Source organism: Streptomyces sp. NPDC045778 (assembly GCF_056431945.1).
Window position 1 is genome coordinate 184,378 of the sequence record NZ_JBWKJZ010000014.1, and the last position, 21,208, is coordinate 205,585.

A 21,208-nucleotide genomic window follows, 5' to 3' on the forward strand; every position below is an offset into this window, starting at 1 on the left:
TCCGGACACCGGTACGCCAGCCCGCGAGCCGGGCACGCGCGGGGCGCCCCGCGGCGAAGCGCCGGTACGCCCCCCGTCGGCGGTGCCGGGCGCAGGGCCCCTCACTCGTGCGCGATCGCCTCCAGTACGTTCATGCGCGAGGCCCGCAGCGCCGGGAGCAGCGCCGCCACGATGCCCACGACCACCGAACCGACCACCACGGCGACGATCGTCGACCACGGCACCGCGAACGCCTTCAGCCCCTGGAGCGCCAGGACCTGCTGCATCGACACGCCCCACACCAGGCCGAGCGCGAGCCCCAGCACCGCGCCGAACACCGCGATCACCACGGACTCCAGGCGGATCATCCGCCGCAGCTGCCGTCGCGCGAGCCCGATCGCGCGCAGCAGCCCGATCTCCCGGGTGCGCTCCACGACCGACAGGGCGAGGGTGTTGACCACGCCGAGCACCGCGATGACGATCGCGAGGCCGAGCAGCGCGTACACGAGGTAGAGCAGCACGGCGATCTGCTCGCGGATCAGCTCCTTGTAGTCGGCCTGGTCGCGCACGCTCAGCTGCGGATACGGATCGAGCGCGGCGTCAAGGCGGTCGCGCAGCGTGCCGGTGTCCGTGCCCTCGGCGGCGTTGACGTAGAGCGTGGAGTCCTGCCCGCCGGGGACGTACTTCTCCAGCGTGGCGAGCCCCATGAAGATCCCGCCCTCCAGGCCGGGGCCCTCCGCGAGGTCCAGGTCGGTGAGCGCGCCGACCGTCAGCTCGGCCTCGCGCTCGCCGGGGAACGTCACGCGCAGCACCGAACCGACGCGCACGCCGTGGTCATCGGCGTAGTCCTTGTCCATCGCCAGGTGCCCGGGGGCCAGCGCTCGGGCCGTACTGCCGCGCGCGTACGACAGGTTGAGGACCTCGTCGACCCGCTCGCCGTACCCCGCGGCGGTGGACTTCACGGTCCCGCCGTCGGGCATGCGCAGCCGCAAGGTCGCGAAGCGGCTGCGGACGGTGAGCCCCGCGCCCTTCGTCTCCCGCACCTTCTCGGTGACCTCCGCGGGGAACGGGGCGAAGGGGTTGCCCGTGCCGTTGACGACGAAGTCCGCCCCCAGCGTTTTGTCGATCTGCTCGTCGAACGACTTCGTCATCGAGGCGCTCGCCACGGACAGGCCGCCCACCAGGGCGAGGCCCACCATCAGGGCGGCCGCGGTCGCGCCCGTGCGGCGCGGGTTGCGCAGCGCGTTGCGCTGGCTCATGCGGCCCACGGACCCGAAGACCGCGGGGAAGGCGCCACCGAGCACCCGGATGACCGGGCGGACGAGCAGCGGGCCCGCCACGACCATGGCGACGAGGGTGAGGGCGACGCCGAGCCCCAGCAGGGAGGCCGACGTCGAGGTGTCGCCCGCGACCGCGCAGCCCACAAGGGCCGCCGCCCCCGCCACCGCGATCACGGTCCCCACGAGGGCCCGCAGCTTCAGCGGCCGCCCCACGCCGGCGATCTCGGCGTCCGCGAGCGCGGCCATCGGCGAGACCCCGGCGGCCCGGCGCGCGGGCAGATACGCCGCGACGAACGTGACCCCGACGCCCACGACGTACGAGGCGAGGGGCGTCTGCCAGCCGATCACCATCTCCGTCGACTTCAGGTTCATGCCGAACAACCCCATCAGCTCGATGAGTCCGGCCGCGAGCCCGATCCCGGCGCCGAGCCCCAGGGTGGAGCCGACCACGCCGAGCAGCACGGCCTCGAAGAGCACCGAGCGGCGCACCTGCCTGCGGTCGGCGCCGAGCGCGCGCAGCAGCCCCAGCTCGCGGGTGCGCTGCGCGATGAGCATGGAGAAGGTGTTGACGATCAGGAACACGCCGACGAGGACGGCGACCCCGGCGAAGCCGAGCATCACGTACTTGATGACGTCCAGGAACCCGCCGAGTTCGGAGGCGGCGGACTCGGCCTGCTCGGCCGCCGTCTTCAGCTCGTACGCCGAGCCGAGTGCGGCGGCGACGCGCCGCTTCAGCTCCGCGTCGCTCACCCCGGGCGCCGCGTCCACGGAGATGCTCGTCGCCGCGTCCTCGTCGTCGAGCAGCTTGGCCTGCGCGGTCGGGGTGTCCACGAAGAGCAGGGCGGTGCCGGGGTTGGTGGTGCGGAACGTGACGATGCCGACGATCTTCACGTCGAAGGAGCCGGGCGGGGCGATCACGGTGAGCGGATCGCCGATCTCCACGTCCTTCTTGTCGGCCGTGTCCGCGTCGATCAGGGCCTGGTCCGGGCCGCGCGGGACGTGGCCCGAGGTGAGCCGTACCGGGCTGCGCCCGGTCTCGTACCAGTTGACGGCGATGGTGGGGGCGCCGGTCGTCGGGCCCACCGGGTCGTTGTCGCGGTCGACGACGGTGACGTTCTCCACGGACGCGTCGACGTGCGTGGCCGCGACCCCCTCGACCTTCGCGACCCGCTTCGCCACGGAGGCGGGCAGCGTAGGGGTGTGCCCGGTGGGCACGCGCTCGTCGCTGTCCTCCTTCGGGGAGATCGCGACGTCGGCCGACGTGGACGCGAAGAGCCGGTCGAAGGTGCGGTTGACGGTGTCCGAGAAGATGAGGCTGCCCGCGACGAACGCCACCGAGAGGACCACGGCGAGCGCGGAGAGGAACAGTCTGCCCTTGTGCGCGAGGAAGCTCCGCAGGGTGGACTTCAGCACAGCGGTCCGCCTCAGCCCTCGTCGGGGGCGCTCTGCGCCGGGCCGTCGCCGTCACGCGACGCGCCGTGCGACCCGTCATGAGGCACTGCGTGCAGCACGTCGAACCGCTTCAGGCGCTCCAGGACCGCCTCCGCCGTCGGCCGGTCCATGTCGTCCACGATCCGGCCGTCGGCGAGGAAGAGCACCAGGTCGGAGTGGGCGGCCGCGCCCGGGTCGTGCGTGACCATCACCACCGTCTGGCCGAGCGCGTCCACGGCGTCCCGCAGGAAGCCGAGGACTTCGAGCCCGGCCCGCGAGTCGAGGTTGCCGGTCGGCTCGTCGGCGAAGATCAGCTCAGGCCGTGACGCCAGGGCCCGCGCGCAGGCGACGCGCTGCTGCTGCCCGCCGGACAGCTGCGCGGGCCGGTGCCGGAGCCGGTCGCGCAGGCCGAGGGTGTCGATGACGTGCTCCAGCCACTCGGGGTCGGGGCGCTTGCCTGCGATGTCCATGGGCAGCGTGATGTTCTCGCGGGCGTTAAGCGTCGGTATCAGGTTGAACGACTGGAACATGAAGCCCACGCGGTCGCGCCTGAGCCGCGTCAGCTCGCGCTCCTTGAGCCCGGTGATCTCGGTGTCGCCGAGCCACACCTGGCCCGCCGAGACCGAGTCGAGCCCCGCGAGGGTGTGCATCAGCGTGGACTTGCCGGAGCCGGAAGGACCCATCACGGCCGTGAACCGGCCTCGCGCGATGTCGACGTCCACCGCGTCCAGGGCGAGCACCGCGGTCTCGCCCGAGCCGTACGCCTTGGTCAGGCCGCGGGCCCGGGCGGCGATGCCCGAGGGCTCCGCGCGTTCCGTGTGCGGCGTCGAAGCAGGTGGGGACAAGGCCGCCTCCGTGGAGAGCAGGAGTGAAGAGGGTTCAGAGGGTAGGGGCGGCGCGCGGGGGCCGGTATCCCTCGCAGGTCGGGCACCCGGACGTATGTAAGGGGCACGGTCCTGGCGCCGTCGCCGCCGCCCTCGGCACCCTTGTCGGTGCTAGCGCGGCGCCGCTAGCTTGAGGGCATGGCGAAGACGCAGCTGAACGTGCGGGTGGACGAGCACACCGCCCGGGCCGCGCGCGAGCGCGCCCTGGCCCGCGGCATGAGTGTGAACCGGTACATCGAGGAGCTGGTCAAACAGGACGTCGGCGAACTGGGCCATACGTTCGTGGAGGCCGCGGCCGACTTCATGAAGCAGTACGAGGCGGTGTTCGCCGAGGAGTTCGGCACGGACCGCGAAGGTCGTCGCTGACTCTTGAACCTCCGCATCGACCTCGCCTGGCTCCTGATGATCGCCGAACAGAAGACCCCGGGGGACCCCCAAGTCACCGACTGGGGCGCCTTGACGGCCGCCGTGGCCCGGCACCGGGCCGAGATCTTCGACGTCCCCGTCTACGAGGGACCGCACGACCGCGCCGCCGCCCTGCTCCAGGTCCTGCTGCACATCCCCGCCCTGGAGCGCTCGAACGCCCTCTTCGCGGTGTCCGTCGCGTACGCCTACCTCGTCGCGAGCGGCGTGAAGGTCGTGACCTCGCCCGAGCAGGTACGCGACCTCGCCCGCCTGGTGAAGGAGGACGCGGCGGGCGTACGGGAGATAGCGCACGAGCTGCGCCAGTGGAGTCGGTGACAGGTGACAGGTGACAGGTGACTGGTGACCGGTGACCGGTGACCGGTGACCAGTGACCGGTGACGGTCTGCCGTGCCGTGGCCCGGCCTTCGGCTACCTGGCGCCGGTGGCGCGTTCGTGCCGCGGCTCGTACAGGCCGACCTCGCTGCCACCGGGCAGCCGGAAGCGGGTCAGGAGCCCCCACCCCGCGTCGGTGACGGGCTCCGTGAACTCCACGCCCCGCGCGGTCAGCTCCGCCACGGTGGCCGTCACGTCCTCGCACAGGAAGAGGAACTCGTGCGCCTCCGGGCCCGCCGTGGGATGCACGGCCAGCTCGGCGGGCGGCAGCGCGAAGAGGAGCCAGCCGCCGCCCGCGTCGACGTGCCGGTAGCCGAGCACGTCGCGGAAGAAGGCCCGGTCCGCCTCCGCGTCGCGGCTGTACAGGATGAGGTGGGCTCCGTTGATCATGCGGCGAGCATAGGCACGGGCGCGCGCCCCGCCGAGCACCGATGAGTTTCGCGCCCCGCGCCGGTCACCCCCACACGCCCTTCCTCACCCGCACGCGCCCTTTCCGCACCTCGGCGCATCCGTCCCGCACCTTCGCGCACCTGTTCCGCACCTTCGCGCACTCGTCCCGCACGCTCGCGCACCCGTTCCGTCCACGCACCCCGGAGGCCAGGCATGCCCGCCACCATCCAGCCGATGCTCATCACCCCGGACGTGATCCGGCTCCAGTCCTTCTACGCCCAGCTCCTCGGCGCCGAACAGACCACCCGCGTACCCGAGGAAGGCCCGGTGTTCTTCGTGGCCTTGCGCGTACGGGAGTCGGAGCTGGGCATCGTCGCCGACGAGAAGGCCCCGCTGGACGCGCCGCAGCGCTCGCTGCTCAGCGTCACGGTCGACGACGTGGACGCCCTCCTCGGGCCCGTGGAGGACCTCGGCGGCCATGTGCTCGGGCCGCCGAACGACATGCCGTGGGGCCAGCGCGTCGCCCACATCAAGGATCCGGACGGCAACGCGGTGAATCTGGTCCAGCTCCTGTGACCGCTCAGGCCCCGTCCTCCGCGGGCCGCCAGGCGGTCCCGAGCGCGCAGTACGCCGTGGGCAGCCGCGGCCGCTTCGCGGGCACCAGGACCCGGCGGTAGGGCCCCAGCTCGAACCCGGCCGCGCGCAGCGCGTCCACCGGGTCCCGCGCGGTGTGGCAGCCGCCGAACAGCAGCGGCCACACCGTGCGGTCCAGGGCGCGCTGGGCCGTGGCGAAGGCCGCGCCCGGCGCCCGGCCGTGCTCGAAGAACCGCAGCTCGCCGCCCGGCCGCAGCACCCGCCGCAGCTCCGCGAGCGCGCGCGGCACGTCCCGCACGCTGCACAGCACCAGCGAGGCGACGGCCACGTCGAAGGCCTCGCTCTTGACCGGCAGGGCCTCCGCCGCGCCCGGCACCACGTCGACCGGCACGTCCGCGCGCAGCGCCGCCGAGACGGCCAACTGGCGCAGCAGACGCTCCGGTTCGATCGCGACGACCTCGGAGACGGCGGCGGGGTAGTGCGGGAAGTTGAGCCCGTTGCCCGCGCCCACCTCGATGACGCGGCCGGAGACCCCCTTGAGCAGCTCCGCGCGGTACGGGGCGATCACCGGCTCCGCCGCCACGCTGAGGCGGGCGTAGCAGCGGGCGAAGAGAGGGTGGTGGACGGGGGCGCGGGGGGAAGGCTTGGCAGTCGGCACGGAGGCCTCCTCAGGGAGGGGGATGGCTGGTTCTTCCCCCCTCCGGCCGCGCCGCAACCAGCCCGCGGACCCGTCCGCGAGGCGCCGGACGGGCGCGCCCCCCGGCGCTGGGCGGGCCCGCGCCCCGGTGCCGGACGGGCGTGCCCCCGCCGACGCCGGACGGGCCCGCGCCCCGCCCGTGGAGATGCGGGCTACGGGAAGGAGAGCCCGCCCCACGCGCCCCCCAGCCCCGGCCCCAGCCACGCCGGGGCCGCCTCCCGGAACTCCTGCCCGCTCAGGCTCCCCGCCCCCTCGGGCACCGCCCCGAGCAGCGGCGCCCCGGCCACCCGGGCCAGCTCCCCGACGTTGCAGCGCGCCGCGAGGTCGGGCTCGGCGGGCCAGCTGCCGATGACCACGCCGAGGCTTTCGATCCCGCGCGCCCGCAGGGCCTCGCCCGTCAGCTGGGTCACGTTCAGGGTGCCGAGCCCCGGCGCCGTGACGACGAGCACCGGAGCCGCCAGCTCGCGTGCCGCGTCCGCGAGGCAGCCGCCGCTCTCGTCGAGGTGCACGAGCAGCCCGCCCGCGCCCTCGACGAGGACGAGGTCGTGCGAGGCCGCCAGCTTCCGCGCGGCCTCCACGACGTCGCTGGGCGTGACGGGCGCGAGGCCGGCGCGCCGGGCTGCCGTCGCCGGAGCGAGCGGCTCGGGGAAGCGGGCCAGTTCGGCGCCCGTCACCCGGTCGCCCGCGAGCCGCTGCACCTCGGCGACGTCGCCCGGCTCACCGGGGCCGACGCCGGTCTGCGCCGGCTTGAGGACGGCCACGCTGCGCCCGGCGGCGAGCGCGAGCGCGGCCACGGCCGCCGTCGTCACCGTCTTGCCGATCTCCGTGCCCGTGCCGGACACCACGATCACGCTCACGCCCGTGCCTCCCCGCTCGCGCGCGCCGCCGCGCACACGGCGCGCCCGATGCGCGCCACGTCGTCGTCCCCGGTGATGAAGGGCGGCATCGTGTAGATGAGGTCGCGGAAGGGCCGCAGCCACACTCCCGCCGCTACGGAGGCCCGCGTCGCCGCCTCCATGTCGACCTGGTGGTCGAGCTGCACGACGCCGAGCGCGCCGAGCACCCGTACGTCACGGACGTGACCCAGCTCCGCGGCCGGGGCGAGCGCGGCCCGCAGGCCCGTCTCGATCCGCTTGACCTCGGTCTGCCAGTCCTGGCCGAGCAGCAGGTCGATGGAGGCGCCCGCCACCGCGGCGGCGAGCGGGTTGCCCATGAAGGTGGGGCCGTGCGCGAGCACGGGGACCTCGCCGCGGGCGATGCCGTCGGCGACGCGCGGCGTGCACAGCGTCGCCGCCATCGTCAGATAGCCGCCCGTCAGCGACTTGCCCAGGCACATCACATCCGGCGTGACGGCCGCGTGGTCGGCCGCGAACAGCGCGCCGGTGCGGCCGAACCCCGTGGCGATCTCGTCGAACACGAGCAGGACGTCGTGCGCGTCGCAGGCCTCGCGCAGCGCCCGCAGATAGCGCGGGGAGTGGAAACGCATGCCGCCGGCGCCCTGCACGACCGGCTCGACGATCACGCCGGCCAGTTCGTGGGCGTGCCGCCCGACGATGTCGTGGAGGTGGGCCGCGTACGCGTCGTCGTACGCGTCGAAGCCCGCGGGCGGCTGGTCGGCGAACACCTGCTGGGGCAGGACGCCCTGCCACAGGGAGTGCATGCCGCCCTGCGGGTCGCACACGGCCATCGGCTGCCAGGTGTCGCCGTGGTAGCCGCCGCGCCAGGTGAGCATCCGCTGCTTCTCGGGCCTGCCGACGGAGCGCCAGTACTGGAGGCACATCTTCACGGCGACCTCCACCGACACCGAGCCGGAGTCGGAGAGGAAGACGTGCTCCAGGCCCTCGGGCGTGAGGTCGACGAGCCGCTTGGCCAGGCGCACGGCGGGCTCGTGGGTGAGACCGCCGAACATGACGTGGCTCATGCGGCCGAGCTGGTCGCGCGCGGCCTCGTTCAGGACCGGGTGGTTGTAGCCGTGGATCGCCGACCACCACGACGACATCCCGTCGACCACGTCGCCGACGCCCGCGATCCGCAGCCGGACCCCGCTCGCCTCCTCGACGACCAGCGGCTCCTGCCGGCCGGGCATCGGACCGTAGGGGTGCCAGACGTGCGCGCGGTCGAGGTCCAGGATCTCCCGCAGGTCAGGCATTGGGCGCCACGTCCGTCCCCGCGCCCCGGCGGCGCACCGCCACCAGGTCGGTGCGCGCGCCGCCGGGCTCGGCCTGCGCGGCGGCCACGGGCGCTTCGGCGGAGCCGCAGACGGAGCCGCAGCCCGCGCCCTCATCGCCCCCGGACGCAGAACCGGAACCACAACCTCCGCCGCGGCGGTGCTCCGGCAGCGTCACCTGGTCCGTGGTCTCCACCTCGAAACCGGCGTCCGCGATCATCTCCAGGTCGGCCTTGCCCGCCTGGCCCTCGCTGGTCAGATAGTCGCCGAGGAAGATCGAGTTGGCGAGGTGCAGGGCCAGCGGCTGGAGCGTGCGCAGATGCAGCTCTCGCCCGCCCGCGATGCGGACCTCGATGTCGGGGCAGACGAACCGCACCATCGCGAGGATGCGCAGGCAGCGCTGCGGCGTGAGGTTCCACTCCTTGGCGAGCGGCGTGCCCTCGAAGGGGATGAGGAAGTTCACCGGCACCGAGTCCGCGTCGAGTTCACGCAGCGCGAAGACGACGTCGACCAGGTCCTGGTCCGACTCGCCCATGCCCGAGATCAGCCCCGAGCAGGCGGACAGACCGGCCGCGTGCGCCTTCCGCACGGTGTCGACGCGGTCGGCGTAGGTGTGCGTCTTGGTGATGTCGCCGTACGTCGACTCCGACGTGTTCAGGTTGTGGTTGTACGCGTCGGCGCCCGCGCCGCGCAGCCGCTCGGCCTGGCCGTCGGAGAGCAGGCCGAGGCAGGCGCACACCTCGACGCCCTCGTTCTTCTCCTTGATCGCCTTGATGGTGTCCGACACCCGGTCGACATCCCGGTCCGTCGGCCCCCGGCCGCTCGCCACCAGGCAGACGCGCTTGGCGCCGCCCGCGAGTCCGGCCGCCGCCGCCTCGGACGCCTCGTCCGGCTTCAGCCAGGTGTACTTCAGGATGCCGGTGTCCGCACCGAGCCGCTGCGAGCAGTACGAGCAGTCCTCGGGGCACAGGCCCGACTTCAGATTCACCAGGTAGTTCAGTTTCACCCGCCGACCGAACCAATGGCGCCGCACCTTTCCGGCCGCCACCACCACGTCGAGCAGTTCGTCGTCGGAGGTCGCGAGCACGGCGAGCGCCTCGTCCCGGGTCGGCAGCTCGCGCCGAAGCCCCTTGTCCACCAGCGTGTTGAGCAGATCCATGGCGCCGATCCTGGCGTACGCCGGTCCGGTCTGACCATGGAGAAACCACACAACAGAACCTCTGACAGGTGTGGGTATTGCCACACCATGGCCAGGTGGCGCGGCGGCTAGGGTCTGTGCACTGTCTACAAACGCATCCCTTCGCACCGCTCGTGCGGACGACGACCTGGAGGCCTCATGGCGAGCGCGCCGTTCGACTGGATCGACGAGCAGGCGCGGGCGCGTGAACGCGCCGGGCTCGTCCGCGGCCTGCGTCCGCGCCCGGCCGAAACCACCCTGCTCGACCTCGCGGGCAACGACTACCTCGGCCTCACCCGCCACCCGGAGGTCACCGCGGGCGCGGCCGCCGCCGCCCACCGCTGGGGCGGCGGCGCGACCGGCTCGCGCCTGGTCACGGGCTCCACCGAACTGCACGCGGAACTGGAGCGGGAGCTTGCCGCGTTCTGCGGCTTCGAGGCCGCCCTCGTGCTGTCCTCCGGCTACGCGGCGAACCTCGCGGCCGTCACCGCCCTGGCCCCGCACGGCTCGCTCGTCGTCTCGGACGCGGGCAACCACGCCTCCCTGATCGACGGCTGCCGCCTGGCCCGCGGGACCACCCAGGTGGTGCCGCACGCGGACCCCGAGGCCGCGCGCAAGGCGCTCGGCACCCACGACGGGCCCGCGATCGCCGTGACGGACTCGGTGTTCTCGGTGGACGGCGACGCCGCGCCCCTCGCCGAACTGGCCGCCGTCTGCCGGGAGTCCGGCGCGGGCCTCGTCGTCGACGACGCCCACGGACTCGGTGTGCTCGGCGCGGGCGGCCGGGGCGCCCCGTACGCCGCCGGGCTCGCGGGCGCGCCCGACACGGTGGCCACCGTCACGCTCTCGAAGTCCCTGGGCAGCCAGGGCGGCGCCGTGCTCGGCCCGGCGCGCGTCATCGACCACCTGGTCAACACCGCCCGTACGTTCATCTTCGACACCGGCCTCGCGCCCGCCGCCACCGGGGCGGCCCTCGCCGCGCTGCGGGTGCTCCGCCGCGAGCCGGAGCGTGCCACGCGCGCGCGTGAGGTGGCCACCCGACTCTACGAACTGCTGGTGGGGGAGGGGTTCTCGGCGGTGCGTCCGGACGCCGCCGTCGTCTCGGTGCGCGCCCCGTCGCCCGATGCGGCGGTGCGCTGGGCGGCCGACTGCCGGGCCGCGGGTCTCGCCGTGGGGTGCTTCCGTCCGCCGTCGGTCCCCGACGGCGTCTCGCGGTTGCGGCTGACCGCACGAGCGGACCTGGGCGACACACAGCTCGCCGAGGTCGTCGATGTGATCAGCCGCACCGCGCCCTGACACCTGAGATCTGGCACCTGAGACCTGGGTCCAGGGTCCGGCGCGCTCACTCGGGCCTCACCTAAGGGCCGTGGGCCTTCATCGAAGGGCGTCGACGAAGGCTCCCCAGGCCGTGGGGGAGAAGAGCACGGCCGGGCCGGCCGCGTTCTTCGAGTCGCGCACGGCGAGCAGGCCCCGCACGGGACCTGAGCCGAGCGGAGCCGTCTCCACACAGTTGTTCATTCCGTTGCTGCGGCTGCTGCGCCGCCACCGCGCGTCCCTGAGAGACGTGCTGGAGGGAACGTACCGAGGCAGTGCAGTCATGGTGCCTCCTTACGCGCCGTCACCTAACCCGGCGATGAAATCCATTGAATCCTGAACGGAAAGCGCCTGTCCCTGAAGTGAGTTGAAGGCGTCGGTGTACGCCTGAAGGTCTTCTTTCCGTTCGAGGTAGAGGCTACTCGTCAAGTGGTCGAGAACTACTACATCCAGATCAGAAATGTTCGGAAAGGAGAGAATAACGAAAGGGCCGATCAGGCCGATGTGCTCACCAGAGGCGAACGGCAGCACTTGAAGCCGCACTTGAGGCAGCCGTGCCGCCTCCAGTAACCGCCGCAACTGTCCGGAAAGCACCTCCGGCCCGCCCACCTGCCGCCGCAGCACCGCCTCGTCCAGGATCACGCTCAGCCGCAGCGGCGGCTCGCTGCGCAACACGTCCTGCCGGGCGAGGCGCACCTGCACGAGGGCCTCGACCTGTTCCTCGGGCCGCCCGCCGAGCGCGGCACGTGTCACCGCGCGGGCGTACTCGGGCGTCTGCAACAGGCCGGGGACCACCGTGGTCTCCAGGGTGCGCACCCGGCAGGCCTGCGACTCCAGGCTGATGAAGTCGCGGTACGCGGGCGGCAGGAGCCCCCGGTAGGCGTGCCACCAGTGGTGGCGCCCGTGCTCGTCGTCCCCGCCCGCGAGCGCGACGAGCAGCTCCCGCAGATGCGGGTCCTGCACCCCGTACGCTTCCAGGAGGAGTCGTACGTCGGTGGCCTTCACGCCGCTGCGGCCCGTCTCGATCCGGCTCACCTTCGACTGGTGCCAGCCCACGAGCGAGGCGGCCTCGCCGCTCGTGAGCCCGGCCTCGGCGCGCAGCGCCCGCAATTCCGCGCCGAGCTTGCGACGGCGCACCGCGGGACCGTACTGCATGGCTGTCTCCTTCTGGGTCCTTCCGGAGGCCGGGGGTCGGCGCCACCGGTAGGGGACGGTAGAGGAACTGCCAGTGTTGCGCCCAAATACGGTCTGCCGTCGCAGAGTTCACCGCTTCGAGCGACAGATATATGCACATCTCGGTGGATCGGCGGGCGCGGCCCTCGCGAGAGTGGCAATCTGGCGCGAAGCACCAGCTCCGGGACGATCCTCGAGTACTTCCGCCACGCGTCGGAAGTACGGTCCCGGTGGGAAAGGGACGGCGCCGTCATGGCAGACCACCAGGAAGCATCAGTCACCCTGCCGAGCGACCCTGTCTCGGTCTCCACCGCCCGCAGGTACGTCGGGGACATCCTGACCGAGTGGGGCCTTCCGGCCGACGCCGACGTGGCCGACACCGTGCGGCTCATCGTCTCCGAGCTGGCCACCAACGCGGTGCAGCACACCCTCGGCCTCTCGCCCACCTTCACCGTGGACGTCCGGCTCGACCGCGACGAGCGGCTGCGCATCGGCGTCACGGACAGCCACCCGCGTTTCCCCAAGCGGCTGCCCGCCGCCGTCCAGCAGGACAACGGCAGAGGCATGGTCATCGTCCGCTGGCTCGCCGCCGAGTGCGGCGGCAGACTCACGGTCTGCCCCACGGACGAGGGCGGCAAGACCGTGTGGATCACGCTGCCGTGGTCGGTGCCGGTGCAGAGCTGACGCTCCCGCCGCGCGGGGTCAGCGCCGCCGGTCCGTGCGGCCGACGAGGCGGGGCAGCACGCCCCACAGCCCCCCGCACACCAGGAACGTGCCCACGGCCGCCAAAATGCCGTCCGTGCGGCCCACGGCCACGTCGACGACGAGCAGGACGGACCCGGTGAGCGCGAGCACGAGGACCGCGAGCCCGGTGGCGGCGAGTCGCGAGGACACCTGCACGATCAGTGGTTTGGCGCCGCGCCCGAACAGGGTGCGGTGCACCGCGGCGGGCGCCGTGAACAGCGCGGCAGCGAGCACCGCGAGCAGCAGCGTGATGACGTACGTGGCGCGCTGCACGGAGTCGAGGGTGGGGAAGCGTGGCGTGAAGGCGAGGGTGAGCAGGAACGCGAAGAGGATCTGCACACCGGTCTGGGTGACCCGCAGTTCCTGGAGCAGTTCGGAGAAGTTGCGGTCGGCCCGCTCCAGCGGGGTCTCGTTGCGCGTGTGCCGGGAACCGGTCGGTCTGGTCGTGCCCGTGGCATGGGGGTGATGGTCGGCCATGGTCCACGAGTATCCGCATGGGGCCGCTCCACTCCCGTCCTGACGGCGGGGCCGGCCGGGTGACGTCGGCGGGGGCGCTGTCGCGGCCCGTCGTCCGGGCCGCCGTCGGGGGTGGTGCCGCCGTCCGGGCCCTGACCGGACGGCGGCGAAAGGTGCTGGTGGAGCCCTGTGCGGGCGACGGCGCGGGCCCTGAGAAAGGCCGCCGCCCGCGGGCCGGGTCAGCGGACCCGGCCGTACCAGACCTGGTTGGTCCAGATCTTTTCGAGCCGCACCACGGTGCCTCGCTTCGGGGCGTGCCAGATCTTGCCCTTACCGGCGTATATGCCGACGTGGTAGACGTTCCGGCCGGAGTGGAAGAACACCAGGTCCCCGCGGGTGCGGCTGGCGGAGGACACCTTGCGGGTCTTGTTGTACTGCTGCTGGGCGGTGCGGGGCAGCTTCTTGCCCACGCGCTTGTACGAGTAGAGCGTCAGTCCGGAGCAGTCGAACCGGTTCGGTCCGACCGCGCCGTAGCGGTACGGGGAGCCCTTCTTGGACGCCGCGACCTTGAGCGCCTTGGTCCCGTGCGAGGTGGCCGCTTGTGCTTCCCCCGTGAGTCCGGGGGCCACGAGGGTGCCGCCCACGGCGGCGAGGGTGAGAGCCGAAGCCGTACTGGCCCTCGTCAGCAGCGACGGAACACGATGCAGCGCAGTCATGCGCAACCCTTCGTCAGCCGCCTGTGAAGGATGACCTGTCGGGTTCGGGCAGGCGAAGATGCCCGGCCGCGCGATGCGACTTCACCCCAAGGGCCTTCCGGACTTGCCGGACGGCCCGCCTTGCTGGGTCCTCCACTCCTGCCGGTGCACAGATGTCGACCGGGCATCCGGGCGGCGGCAGGACTCGGCGTCCGCTCGGATCGCCCCGCCGCCTGTGGCGGGGGCTTGTCGTCGGAAGGGATCTTCACCCGAGAGAGGCGAAAAAGCCGAGCCGGATCAGCGGTATGTGAGGCTCCTCACGGCTGACCCGTTCCGGTGGACAACGGCCGAATAGGGTCTAGGTCACACTCGGAGATGATTGCCCCATCAGCGCCGGAACGCCCGAATCCGGCTGTGGTGTAAGGGAGTTGCGCGACTTCGGGGGTCCGCCGGGACGATCGCCGATTACGCAGAAGGGGCGATCATCTCTGGTCATCTCCGGGGCAACCCCGGACTCGGGCCGACATCCGCGCACACCGGCAACGGACGGATGGCGCGGGCGCGCTGGGTCCGGGGCGCGTTCCACGGTGTCAGATGCGACCGGCGCACCGGGCTGCCAGGCCGAAAACGGAATGAGGTCTGGCTGGAAGTGTGGCACGGGACACACGGTCATGGGGGGTGAATCGGACTGAATCATGACGGACCCTCATCGTGTCGCCGGCGCCGGGCCCTCGGTCAATGCCCCGTCGGTGGCGGCATCGTCACGCGCGCGGCGCGCCGCTCGCCGTCCAGGACGCGCAGCGCACGCGCGAGCGTCGGCGCGTGCACCTCGCTCTCCCCACGCTGATGCATGAGCGCCAGCGCGTCCCGCAGTTCGGTCGCCCGGGTGACCAGCGCCTGCGCGGCGCGCAGGCCGCCGTAGGTGTGCTCGGCGCGGGCCGGGTTGATCCGGCCGAGGAGGTCGAGGACCGCCAGATAGGCGTCGACGAGGTCGCCCTCGGCGCGGGTCAGCGCGGGCAGCGGCGGCAGTTCCGGAAGCACCCCCCGCCTCACTCCGCGTCCGGGCGCGCGGCCTTGCGGCTCGGGACGACCCGGTCCACCAGACCGTAGGCGAGGGCGGCTTCGGCGTCGAGCACCGTGTCCCGCTCGATGTCCGCCGAGACCTGCCCGGGCGTACGCCCGGTGTGCCGGACGAGCATCTCCTCCAGGAGCGCGCGGGTGCGCCGCAGTTCCTCCGCCCGGATGCTCAGGTCGGTCGGCTGGCCGCGCACCGGCTCGGGCAGCGCGGGCTGCTGGAGCAGCACCCGGGCGCCGGGCAGGATCGCCCGCTTGCCGGGTGTGCCCGCGGCGAGCAGCACCGCGGCGGCGGACGCGGCCTGCCCGAGGCAGACCGTCTCCACCTCGCAGGAGGCGTACGCCAGCGTGTCGTAGATCGCCGTGGTGGCGCTGAAGTCGCCGCCGGGGGAGTTGATGTACAGCGAGATGTCCCGGTCCGGCGCCGCGTGCTCCAGGTAGAGGACCTGAGCCATCACGTCGTTCGCCGCGACGTCGTCGATCGGCGTGCCGAGGAAGACGATCCGCTCCTCCAGGAGCCTGGAGTACGGATCCCAGGTGCGCGGGCCCGAGCTGGTGCGCTCGGTGAACTCCGGCAGGACGGAACGGGCGGACGGTCCGCGCATGGCACGCCTCCTGGCAGCACGAGGCCGCCGCCCTGCGCGGCGGCCTTCTGTAAAAAATGTACAGGACGTACGTGACGTTATGATGGGGACATGGCCTACGAGATTCCGGTGACGCAAGCCCGGGCGGAGCTCGCCGACCTGATCAACCGCGTGGTGTACGGCGGTGAGCGGGTGGTGGTCACGCGGCACGGCAAGCCGCTCGTGGCCCTGGTCTCCGCGGACGACCTGCGCCGCCTTGAAGAGGCGGAGGAGCCCGCGCAGGAGCAGGTGATCACCTCGGTGTCGTCGATCGGCGGCTCGGCGTCCGGCGCAGGGGAGCGGCAGCGCTTCGGCATCGCGGCCGAGCACCACGGGCCGCGGATGACGTAGCGGCCGGCGGGCCCGACGGTCCGCTCAGCCGACCGGAACCGCCTCGCGCGGCACGTCAGGGGTGCTCGCCGCCGGGGAGGGCTGTCCGCGGCGCGCCCCAAGGAGGACGGCTCCCAGGCCGAGCGCGGCCCACACGGTCAGGGTGACCACGGGGCCCGTGGCCGCCGCGCCGTCGAAGAACGCCACGGACCTGAGCAGTGAGCCGCCTGCGCCCGGCGGCAGCGCCTGCCCGATGAGGCCGACCGGCTCGGGCAGCAGGTGCGGAGCCGACGTCACGCCCGAGAACGGATTGCCGAGCAGCACCATCAGCAGGGCGCCGACGCCGATGCCCGCCGGGCCGAGCAGCGCCGCGCACCCGGCCACCGCGGAGGCGATGGCGAGCGCGGTGAGGCCGAGCGCCCCGGCCTCCGCCCACCAGTCGCCGGTCAGGATGCCGAGCCAGCTGTCCGCGAGTGCCGCCGCGACCACGCCCACCAGTGCCGCCGCGCCCACCAGCGCGGCCGCGGCCCGCGCGCCCCGCAGCCCGAGCAGGGTGACGAGCGCGCCCGCCGCGACTCCGCCGATGGCCAGCGGCAGCACGCTCGACCCGAGCGCGGAACCCCGCGGGTCCGCGCGCGGCGCGGGCACCACGTCGACGGTCGTGACCCGCGCGCCCTCCGGCGCCCGCTCGGCCACCGCCTGCTGGAGGAGCTGCGCGACGACCGGGCTCGCCGCCGACGCGGTCAGGAGCTTCGGGCCGCGCGCGGTGACGACGACTGCGCCGTAGACGGACCGGTCCTCGATCGCGGCCCGCGCCGCGGCCTCGTCGGCGTACCGGCGGATGTCGAACGCCCCCTCCCGCTGCTCCAGTTGCCGTTGCACCGGGGCAGCGGCGGCCGCCGGGCCCGCGACGCCCAGCGGCAGATCGCGCGGGGCGATCCTGGCGGCGGGCCAGGCGAAGGCCCACAGGGCGAGCGCCACGAGGACGGGGGCGAGCGCGACGACCATCAGCATGCGCCGGGTCCGGGGCGGGGGTGCGGTCGTGGACGGCGTGGACATGGCTTCTCCAGCGGGGGAGGAGGGCGGACTATGTGGTCTGTGCGCTCTGTGCGCTCTGTGCGCTCTGTGCGCTCTGCGCGCTCCGTGCGCTCCGTGTGGTCTCCGTGGTCTCCGTGGTCTCCGCGGTCTGTGTGGTCTCCGCAGGGTCCGTTTTAAAGAGAAGGATCGTTCGTTTTTGGTGCTGGCCCCACCGTGCGTCGGCGGGCGCGGCTTGTCAAGAAGGAATGTTCGTTCTACGTTGAGGCGCATGGCCCGCGTATCCCAGGAACACCTCGACGCCCGTCGCCGCCAGATCCTCGACGGCGCCGCGCTCTGTTTCGCCCGCAACGGCTTCCACGCCACGTCGATGCAGGACGTGCTCAAGGAGGTGGGCCTCTCCGCGGGCGCGGTGTACCGCTACTTCAGCGGCAAGGAAGAGCTGATCAACGCCATCGTCTCCGAGGTCCTCGACGAGATACGGGGCATCTTCGAGACCGCCGCGCGCCAGGTCCCGCCGCCCGCCCCGGACGTCCTCGTGGGCCGGGCGCTCGGGCAGGTCCTCGATCTGAAGCCGGGGCTGCGCGAGGGCGACGAGTCGTACTTCCCGCGCCTGCTCGTCCAGGTGTGGACGGAGACGCTGCGCAACGCCGAGCTGCGCGAGGTCCTCCAGGGCGGGTACGCGGCGGTGCGCGCGGCCTGGGTGCGGATCGTCGAGGGTTACCAGGACGCGGGCATGATCCGCGCCGACGTCCCCGCCGACCACGTCGCCCGCACGATGATCGCCGTCGCGCAGGGGTTCGCCGCGCAGATCGCGCTGTTCGACGGCGTTCCGGTGGAGGCGCTGGGGAACGGCCTGCGCGGACTGATGAGTATGGCGGAGCCCCGCTGATAGTCATGGCTCAGTCAAAGGCTGGTTAACCTCGCTGAAACTCCGCCCAACTAGCCTGCTCTGCCACGCCACCTGGGGATTCCGTAAGCGACAGTGGACACCGGCACGTGGGTCGCTGCGTGTTACATCTATGCCCGTCGCGGTGGCCGCGGCAGCCGGACCCCGCACGGTCCGGGGCGAGGACTGTGAGGTGGGACGTGCGACTGACCCCGCACGAGCAGGAGAGACTGCTCATCCATGTGGCCGCCGACGTGGCCGAGAAGCGCAGGGCGCGCGGCCTCAGGCTCAACCACCCCGAGGCGATCGCCCTCATCACCTCGCACATCCTGGAGGGCGCCCGGGACGGCCGCAGCGTCGCGGACCTGATGTCCTCGGGGCGCAGGGTGCTCACGCGGGACGACGTCATGGAGGGCATCCCCGAGATGATCCACGACGTCCAGGTCGAGGCGACCTTCCCCGACGGCACCAAGCTCGTCACCGTCCATGACCCGATCGTGTGACGGGAGTTCGCGCAGCATGAACGCCGTGACCGGCAGCGGCCCCGCCGATGGGCCTGCCCCCGCCCCCGCCCCCGCCCCCGCCGCCGCCCCCGCCTCCGGGCCCGTGCCTGGGCCGATCCCCGGGGAGATCCTCTTCGCCGAGGAGCCCGTCCCCTTCAACGAGGGCCGTGAGGCGACGCGCCTGACCGTCCTGAACGCCGCCGACCGGCCCGTCCAGGTCGGCTCCCACTACCACTTCGCCGAGGCCAACCCCGGCCTGGACTTCGACCGCGCCGCCGCGCGCGGCAAGCGGCTCAACATCGCCGCGGGCACCGCCGTGCGCTTCGAGCCGGGCATTCCGGTGGACGTGGAACTGGTCCCCCTCGCCGGGGCCCGTGTCGTACCCGGACTGCGCGGGGAGACCGGGGGAGCACTCGACGAACTCGAAGCCGTCGACGCCCGGGCGACCGACGCCCAGACGACCGATGCCCGGGCGGCCGGAAGCCTTCGCGCACGCCTCGCGGGCGGCCGAGCGAACGGAGCTACTGGTGCCTGAGCTGTCCCGAGCCGCGTACGCGGACCTGTTCGGCCCCACCACCGGCGACCGCGTCCGGCTCGCCGACACCGACCTGCTCGTCGAGATCGAGGAGGACCGCTCGGGCGGCCCCGGACGCTCCGGCGACGAGGCCGTGTTCGGCGGCGGCAAGGTCATCCGCGAGTCGATGGGCCAGTCCCGCACGACCCGCGCCGAGGGAGCGCCCGACACCGTCATCACCGGCGCGATCGTCATCGACCACTGGGGCGTCGTCAAGGCCGACGTCGGCATCCGCGACGGCCGCATCACCGGCATCGGCAAGGCGGGCAACCCGGACACCATGGACGGGGTGCACCCCGAGCTGGTCATCGGCCCCGAGACCGAGATCCTCGCCGGCAACGGGAAGATCCTCACCGCGGGCGGCATCGACACGCACATCCACTTCATCTCGCCGACCATCGTCGACGAGGCCCTGGCCGCCGGCGTCACCACGCTCATCGGCGGCGGCACAGGACCCGCCGAGGGCAGCAAGGCCACGACCATCACGCCGGGCGCCTGGCATCTGGCGCGGATGTTCGCCGCGATGGAGAGCAGCCCCGTCAACATCGGCTTCCTGGGCAAGGGCAACACCACCAACGCCGCCTCGATGCACGCGCAGCTGCGCGCGGGCGCCGTCAGCTTCAAGATCCACGAGGACTGGGGCGCGACCCCCGCCGCCATCGACGCCTGTCTGAACGTCTGCGAGGACACGGGCGCCCAGCTCGCCGTCCACACCGACACCCTGAACGAGGCGGGCTTCGTCGACGCCACCTTCGCCGCGGTCGGCGGCCGTACGCTGCACGCGTTCCACGTCGAGGGCGCGGGCGGCGGCCACGCCCCCGACATGATCACGGCGGTCTCGCTGCCGAACATGCTCCCCAGCTCGACCAACCCGACCCGCCCGCACACCGTCAACACCGTCGAGGAGCACCTCGACATGCTGATGGTCTGTCACCACCTCAACCCCGCGGTCCCGGAGGACCTGGCCTTCGCCGAGTCCCGCATCCGCCCCACCACGATCGCGGCCGAGGACATCCTCCACGACCTGGGCGCGATCTCCATCATGTCCTCGGACTCCCAGGCCATGGGCCGGATCGGCGAGGTCATCCTGCGCACCTGGCAGACGGCGCACGTGATGAAGCGCCGCCGGGGCGCCCTGCCCGGCGACACCCGGGCCGACAACCACCGCGCCCGCCGCTACGTCGCCAAGTACACGATCAACGCGGCCGTCGCCCAGGGCATCGAGCACGAGGTCGGCTCGGTGGAGAGCGGCAAGCTGGCCGACCTGGTCCTCTGGGAACCCGCGTTCTTCGGCGTCAAGCCGCAGGTGGTCCTCAAGGGCGGACAGATCGCGTACGCGCAGATGGGCGACGCCAACGCCTCGATCCCCACCCCGCAACCGGTCCTCCCGCGCCCGATGTTCGGCGGCCGGGGCCGGGCCCCCGCGCTCAACTCCCTGAACTTCGTGACCCAGTCGGCCCTCGACGACGACCTGCCCGAACGCCTCGGCCTCGACCGGCGTTTCGTGGCCATCCGCTCCACCCGTGGGCGTACGAAGGCGGACATGCGGGAGAACGACGCCCTGCCCCGGGTGGAGGTGGCGCCCGACAGCTTCGCGGTCACGATCGACGGCGAGCTGGTGGAGCCGTCACCGGCGGCCGAACTCCCGCTGGCCCAGCGCTACTTCCTCTTCTGACGCCCCTTCACCCCCTCCTCCTGGTTGACGTACGACATGTCACGAGCAGCACTTCTGATCCTGGCCGACGGCCGCTTCCCCGCCGGGGGCCACGCCCACTCCGGCGGCGCCGAGGCGGCCGTCAAGGCCGGGCGCGTCACCGGGGCGCCGAGCCTGGAGGCCTTCTGCCGCGGGCGGCTGCACACCACCGGCCTGGTGTCCGCCGCGCTGGCCGCGGCCGCCGCGCTCGGCGCCGCCGAACCGGCCGCCCTCGACGCGGCCGCCGACGCGCGCACCCCCTCCCTCGCCCTGCGGACCGCCGCGCGCAAGCTGGGCCGGCAGCTGCTGCGGGCGGCGCGCGCCACCTGGCCCGCGCCCGAACTCGACGCGCTGGCCCGTGCCTTCCCCAAGGGCGCCCACCAGCCGGTCGTCCTCGGGGCGGCCGCGCGGGCGGCCGGGCTCGGACCCGCCGACGCGGCGTACTGCGCGGCGTACGAGTCCATCAGCGGACCCGCCACCGCGGTGGTACGTCTGCTGAGCCTCGACCCCTTCGACGCGACCGCCGTCCTGGCGCGGCTCGGCGACGACGTGGACCGGGTGGTGCTGGCGGCGGCGGCCACGGCGGCGCGCGTACCCGACGAAGGCCCCGACGTACTCCCGGCGGCGTCGGCCCCGCTGCTCGAGATCGGGGCCGAGGCGCATGCGGCGTGGCCGGTACGGCTGTTCGCGTCGTAGAGGGCCTCCGGC

24 protein-coding genes, 1 pseudogene and 1 riboswitch are annotated in these 21,208 nt (G+C 73.0%); of the genes and pseudogenes, 11 read left to right on the plus strand and 14 right to left on the minus strand.

From position 1 onward, the window contains the following. Positions 1-101 precede the first annotated feature (101 nt). Together AC07GB_RS20095 and AC07GB_RS20100 are read right to left on the minus strand one after the other, a co-directional pair. Positions 102-2,672: an ABC transporter permease gene (locus AC07GB_RS20095; RefSeq protein ID WP_478847221.1), complete on the minus strand. Its 2,571-nt coding sequence runs from the start codon at positions 2,670-2,672 to the stop codon at positions 102-104. Between the two features lie 11 nt (positions 2,673-2,683). Next, a complete protein-coding gene (locus AC07GB_RS20100) occupies positions 2,684-3,535 on the minus strand; it encodes an ABC transporter ATP-binding protein (protein ID WP_478847223.1) in 852 nt (283 codons plus the stop codon). A 177-nt stretch (positions 3,536-3,712) separates the two neighbouring features. Between AC07GB_RS20100 and AC07GB_RS20105 the strand changes: the two genes are divergently transcribed. Both AC07GB_RS20105 and AC07GB_RS20110 read left to right on the plus strand, forming a co-directional pair. Beyond that, positions 3,713-3,940, plus strand: coding sequence for an antitoxin (locus tag AC07GB_RS20105; protein WP_478847225.1), 228 nt, complete (start codon positions 3,713-3,715; stop codon positions 3,938-3,940). A 36-nt stretch (positions 3,941-3,976) separates the two neighbouring features. Continuing rightward, positions 3,977-4,315, plus strand: a complete 339-nt coding sequence (locus AC07GB_RS20110) for a fic family toxin-antitoxin system, toxin component (RefSeq protein ID WP_478847309.1) — start codon at positions 3,977-3,979, stop codon at positions 4,313-4,315. 93 nt (positions 4,316-4,408) lie between these two features. Here AC07GB_RS20110 and AC07GB_RS20115 read toward each other — a convergent pair whose 3' ends face one another. Further along, positions 4,409-4,762 (minus strand): VOC family protein, encoded by a 354-nt coding sequence (locus tag AC07GB_RS20115; RefSeq protein ID WP_478847227.1) that lies wholly within the window; start codon positions 4,760-4,762, stop codon positions 4,409-4,411. 213 nt (positions 4,763-4,975) lie between these two features. Between AC07GB_RS20115 and AC07GB_RS20120 the strand changes: the two genes are divergently transcribed. After that, positions 4,976-5,338, plus strand: a complete 363-nt coding sequence (locus AC07GB_RS20120; RefSeq protein ID WP_478847229.1) for a VOC family protein — start codon at positions 4,976-4,978, stop codon at positions 5,336-5,338. Between the two features lie 4 nt (positions 5,339-5,342). Here AC07GB_RS20120 and AC07GB_RS20125 read toward each other — a convergent pair whose 3' ends face one another. The 4 genes from AC07GB_RS20125 to bioB all read right to left on the minus strand — a co-directional run bounded on the left by AC07GB_RS20125 (position 5,343) and on the right by bioB (position 9,379). Further along, on the minus strand, positions 5,343-6,014 hold the full coding sequence (locus tag AC07GB_RS20125; RefSeq protein ID WP_478847231.1) for a class I SAM-dependent methyltransferase: 672 nt from the start codon (positions 6,012-6,014) through the stop codon (positions 5,343-5,345). A 191-nt stretch (positions 6,015-6,205) separates the two neighbouring features. Then, positions 6,206-6,910, minus strand: coding sequence for a dethiobiotin synthase (gene bioD / locus AC07GB_RS20130; protein WP_478847233.1), 705 nt, complete (start codon positions 6,908-6,910; stop codon positions 6,206-6,208). Further along, a complete protein-coding gene (locus AC07GB_RS20135; protein WP_478847235.1) occupies positions 6,907-8,202 on the minus strand; it encodes an adenosylmethionine--8-amino-7-oxononanoate transaminase in 1,296 nt (431 codons plus the stop codon). The genes bioD and AC07GB_RS20135 overlap by 4 nt, the downstream gene beginning before the upstream one ends. Then, complete coding sequence (gene bioB, locus AC07GB_RS20140) at positions 8,195-9,379, minus strand: biotin synthase BioB (RefSeq protein ID WP_478847237.1); 1,185 nt, start codon at positions 9,377-9,379, stop codon at positions 8,195-8,197. The genes AC07GB_RS20135 and bioB overlap by 8 nt, the downstream gene beginning before the upstream one ends. A 177-nt stretch (positions 9,380-9,556) precedes the next feature. On the opposite strand from bioB, the gene AC07GB_RS20145 reads away from it, so the two are divergent. Next, entirely contained in the window at positions 9,557-10,693 is a 1,137-nt protein-coding gene (locus tag AC07GB_RS20145; protein ID WP_478847239.1) for an 8-amino-7-oxononanoate synthase, read from the plus strand. Positions 10,694-10,771: 78 nt separating this feature from the next. Here AC07GB_RS20145 and AC07GB_RS20150 read toward each other — a convergent pair whose 3' ends face one another. Next, positions 10,772-10,996, minus strand: coding sequence for a DUF397 domain-containing protein (locus tag AC07GB_RS20150; RefSeq protein WP_478847241.1), 225 nt, complete (start codon positions 10,994-10,996; stop codon positions 10,772-10,774). Between the two features lie 9 nt (positions 10,997-11,005). Further along, a complete protein-coding gene (locus AC07GB_RS20155) occupies positions 11,006-11,866 on the minus strand; it encodes a helix-turn-helix domain-containing protein (protein ID WP_478847243.1) in 861 nt (286 codons plus the stop codon). A 270-nt stretch (positions 11,867-12,136) separates the two neighbouring features. Here AC07GB_RS20155 and AC07GB_RS20160 point away from each other — a divergent pair, with 270 nt between their 5' ends. Continuing rightward, positions 12,137-12,568, plus strand: coding sequence for an ATP-binding protein (locus tag AC07GB_RS20160; RefSeq protein WP_478847245.1), 432 nt, complete (start codon positions 12,137-12,139; stop codon positions 12,566-12,568). An 18-nt stretch (positions 12,569-12,586) separates the two neighbouring features. Here the strand turns inward: AC07GB_RS20160 and AC07GB_RS20165 are convergent, their stop codons facing one another. The 4 genes from AC07GB_RS20165 to AC07GB_RS20180 all read right to left on the minus strand — a co-directional run bounded on the left by AC07GB_RS20165 (position 12,587) and on the right by AC07GB_RS20180 (position 15,458). Further along, a complete protein-coding gene (locus tag AC07GB_RS20165; RefSeq protein ID WP_478847247.1) occupies positions 12,587-13,105 on the minus strand; it encodes a DUF6328 family protein in 519 nt (172 codons plus the stop codon). A gap of 218 nt (positions 13,106-13,323) precedes the next feature. After that, on the minus strand, positions 13,324-13,800 hold the full coding sequence (locus tag AC07GB_RS20170) for a C40 family peptidase (protein WP_478847249.1): 477 nt from the start codon (positions 13,798-13,800) through the stop codon (positions 13,324-13,326). A gap of 3 nt (positions 13,801-13,803) precedes the next feature. Beyond that, a riboswitch (cyclic di-AMP (ydaO/yuaA leader) is annotated at positions 13,804-13,957 on the minus strand. Positions 13,958-14,514: 557 nt separating this feature from the next. Next, complete coding sequence (locus tag AC07GB_RS20175) at positions 14,515-14,820, minus strand: hypothetical protein (protein ID WP_478847251.1); 306 nt, start codon at positions 14,818-14,820, stop codon at positions 14,515-14,517. 8 nt (positions 14,821-14,828) lie between these two features. After that, complete coding sequence (locus tag AC07GB_RS20180; protein ID WP_478847253.1) at positions 14,829-15,458, minus strand: ATP-dependent Clp protease proteolytic subunit; 630 nt, start codon at positions 15,456-15,458, stop codon at positions 14,829-14,831. Between the two features lie 90 nt (positions 15,459-15,548). Between AC07GB_RS20180 and AC07GB_RS20185 the strand changes: the two genes are divergently transcribed. Further along, positions 15,549-15,827 (plus strand): type II toxin-antitoxin system Phd/YefM family antitoxin, encoded by a 279-nt coding sequence (locus AC07GB_RS20185; RefSeq protein WP_478847255.1) that lies wholly within the window; start codon positions 15,549-15,551, stop codon positions 15,825-15,827. 24 nt (positions 15,828-15,851) lie between these two features. Here AC07GB_RS20185 and AC07GB_RS20190 read toward each other — a convergent pair whose 3' ends face one another. Beyond that, on the minus strand, positions 15,852-16,865 hold the full coding sequence (locus AC07GB_RS20190) for an ABC transporter permease (RefSeq protein WP_478847257.1): 1,014 nt from the start codon (positions 16,863-16,865) through the stop codon (positions 15,852-15,854). 247 nt (positions 16,866-17,112) lie between these two features. Here AC07GB_RS20190 and AC07GB_RS20195 point away from each other — a divergent pair, with 247 nt between their 5' ends. The 5 genes and pseudogenes from AC07GB_RS20195 to AC07GB_RS20215 all read left to right on the plus strand — a co-directional run bounded on the left by AC07GB_RS20195 (position 17,113) and on the right by AC07GB_RS20215 (position 21,196). Further along, positions 17,113-17,733, plus strand: coding sequence for a TetR/AcrR family transcriptional regulator (locus tag AC07GB_RS20195; protein WP_478847259.1), 621 nt, complete (start codon positions 17,113-17,115; stop codon positions 17,731-17,733). Between the two features lie 197 nt (positions 17,734-17,930). Continuing rightward, complete coding sequence (locus AC07GB_RS20200) at positions 17,931-18,233, plus strand: urease subunit gamma (RefSeq protein ID WP_478847261.1); 303 nt, start codon at positions 17,931-17,933, stop codon at positions 18,231-18,233. A 115-nt stretch (positions 18,234-18,348) separates the two neighbouring features. Further along, a pseudogene (locus tag AC07GB_RS20205) lies at positions 18,349-18,651 on the plus strand (urease subunit beta); the annotation flags it as partial. 109 nt (positions 18,652-18,760) lie between these two features. Further along, on the plus strand, positions 18,761-20,482 hold the full coding sequence (locus tag AC07GB_RS20210) for an urease subunit alpha (protein ID WP_478847263.1): 1,722 nt from the start codon (positions 18,761-18,763) through the stop codon (positions 20,480-20,482). A gap of 36 nt (positions 20,483-20,518) precedes the next feature. Further along, the gene (locus AC07GB_RS20215) at positions 20,519-21,196 is read left to right on the plus strand and encodes an urease accessory protein UreF (protein ID WP_478847265.1); all 678 of its coding nucleotides are present in this window, start codon (positions 20,519-20,521) and stop codon (positions 21,194-21,196) included. The last annotated feature ends 12 nt before the right edge of the window (positions 21,197-21,208 follow it).

What these genes read in the sequence shown, in the direction of transcription:
- AC07GB_RS20105 (WP_478847225.1), top strand. Translation starts at nt 3,713, where the DNA reads ATGGCGAAGACGCAGCTGAACGTGCGGGTGGACGAGCACACCGCCCGG.
- AC07GB_RS20110 (WP_478847309.1), top strand. Translation starts at nt 3,977, where the DNA reads ATGATCGCCGAACAGAAGACCCCGGGGGACCCCCAAGTCACCGACTGG.
- AC07GB_RS20115 (WP_478847227.1), bottom strand. Translation starts at nt 4,762, where the DNA reads ATGATCAACGGAGCCCACCTCATCCTGTACAGCCGCGACGCGGAGGCG.
- AC07GB_RS20120 (WP_478847229.1), top strand. Translation starts at nt 4,976, where the DNA reads ATGCCCGCCACCATCCAGCCGATGCTCATCACCCCGGACGTGATCCGG.
- AC07GB_RS20135 (WP_478847235.1), bottom strand. Translation starts at nt 8,202, where the DNA reads ATGCCTGACCTGCGGGAGATCCTGGACCTCGACCGCGCGCACGTCTGG.
- bioB (WP_478847237.1), bottom strand. Translation starts at nt 9,379, where the DNA reads ATGGATCTGCTCAACACGCTGGTGGACAAGGGGCTTCGGCGCGAGCTG.
- AC07GB_RS20145 (WP_478847239.1), top strand. Translation starts at nt 9,557, where the DNA reads ATGGCGAGCGCGCCGTTCGACTGGATCGACGAGCAGGCGCGGGCGCGT.
- AC07GB_RS20150 (WP_478847241.1), bottom strand. Translation starts at nt 10,996, where the DNA reads ATGACTGCACTGCCTCGGTACGTTCCCTCCAGCACGTCTCTCAGGGAC.
- AC07GB_RS20155 (WP_478847243.1), bottom strand. Translation starts at nt 11,866, where the DNA reads ATGCAGTACGGTCCCGCGGTGCGCCGTCGCAAGCTCGGCGCGGAATTG.
- AC07GB_RS20160 (WP_478847245.1), top strand. Translation starts at nt 12,137, where the DNA reads ATGGCAGACCACCAGGAAGCATCAGTCACCCTGCCGAGCGACCCTGTC.
- AC07GB_RS20165 (WP_478847247.1), bottom strand. Translation starts at nt 13,105, where the DNA reads ATGGCCGACCATCACCCCCATGCCACGGGCACGACCAGACCGACCGGT.
- AC07GB_RS20170 (WP_478847249.1), bottom strand. Translation starts at nt 13,800, where the DNA reads ATGACTGCGCTGCATCGTGTTCCGTCGCTGCTGACGAGGGCCAGTACG.
- AC07GB_RS20180 (WP_478847253.1), bottom strand. Translation starts at nt 15,458, where the DNA reads ATGCGCGGACCGTCCGCCCGTTCCGTCCTGCCGGAGTTCACCGAGCGC.
- AC07GB_RS20185 (WP_478847255.1), top strand. Translation starts at nt 15,549, where the DNA reads ATGGCCTACGAGATTCCGGTGACGCAAGCCCGGGCGGAGCTCGCCGAC.
- AC07GB_RS20190 (WP_478847257.1), bottom strand. Translation starts at nt 16,865, where the DNA reads ATGTCCACGCCGTCCACGACCGCACCCCCGCCCCGGACCCGGCGCATG.
- AC07GB_RS20195 (WP_478847259.1), top strand. Translation starts at nt 17,113, where the DNA reads ATGGCCCGCGTATCCCAGGAACACCTCGACGCCCGTCGCCGCCAGATC.
- AC07GB_RS20215 (WP_478847265.1), top strand. Translation starts at nt 20,519, where the DNA reads ATGTCACGAGCAGCACTTCTGATCCTGGCCGACGGCCGCTTCCCCGCC.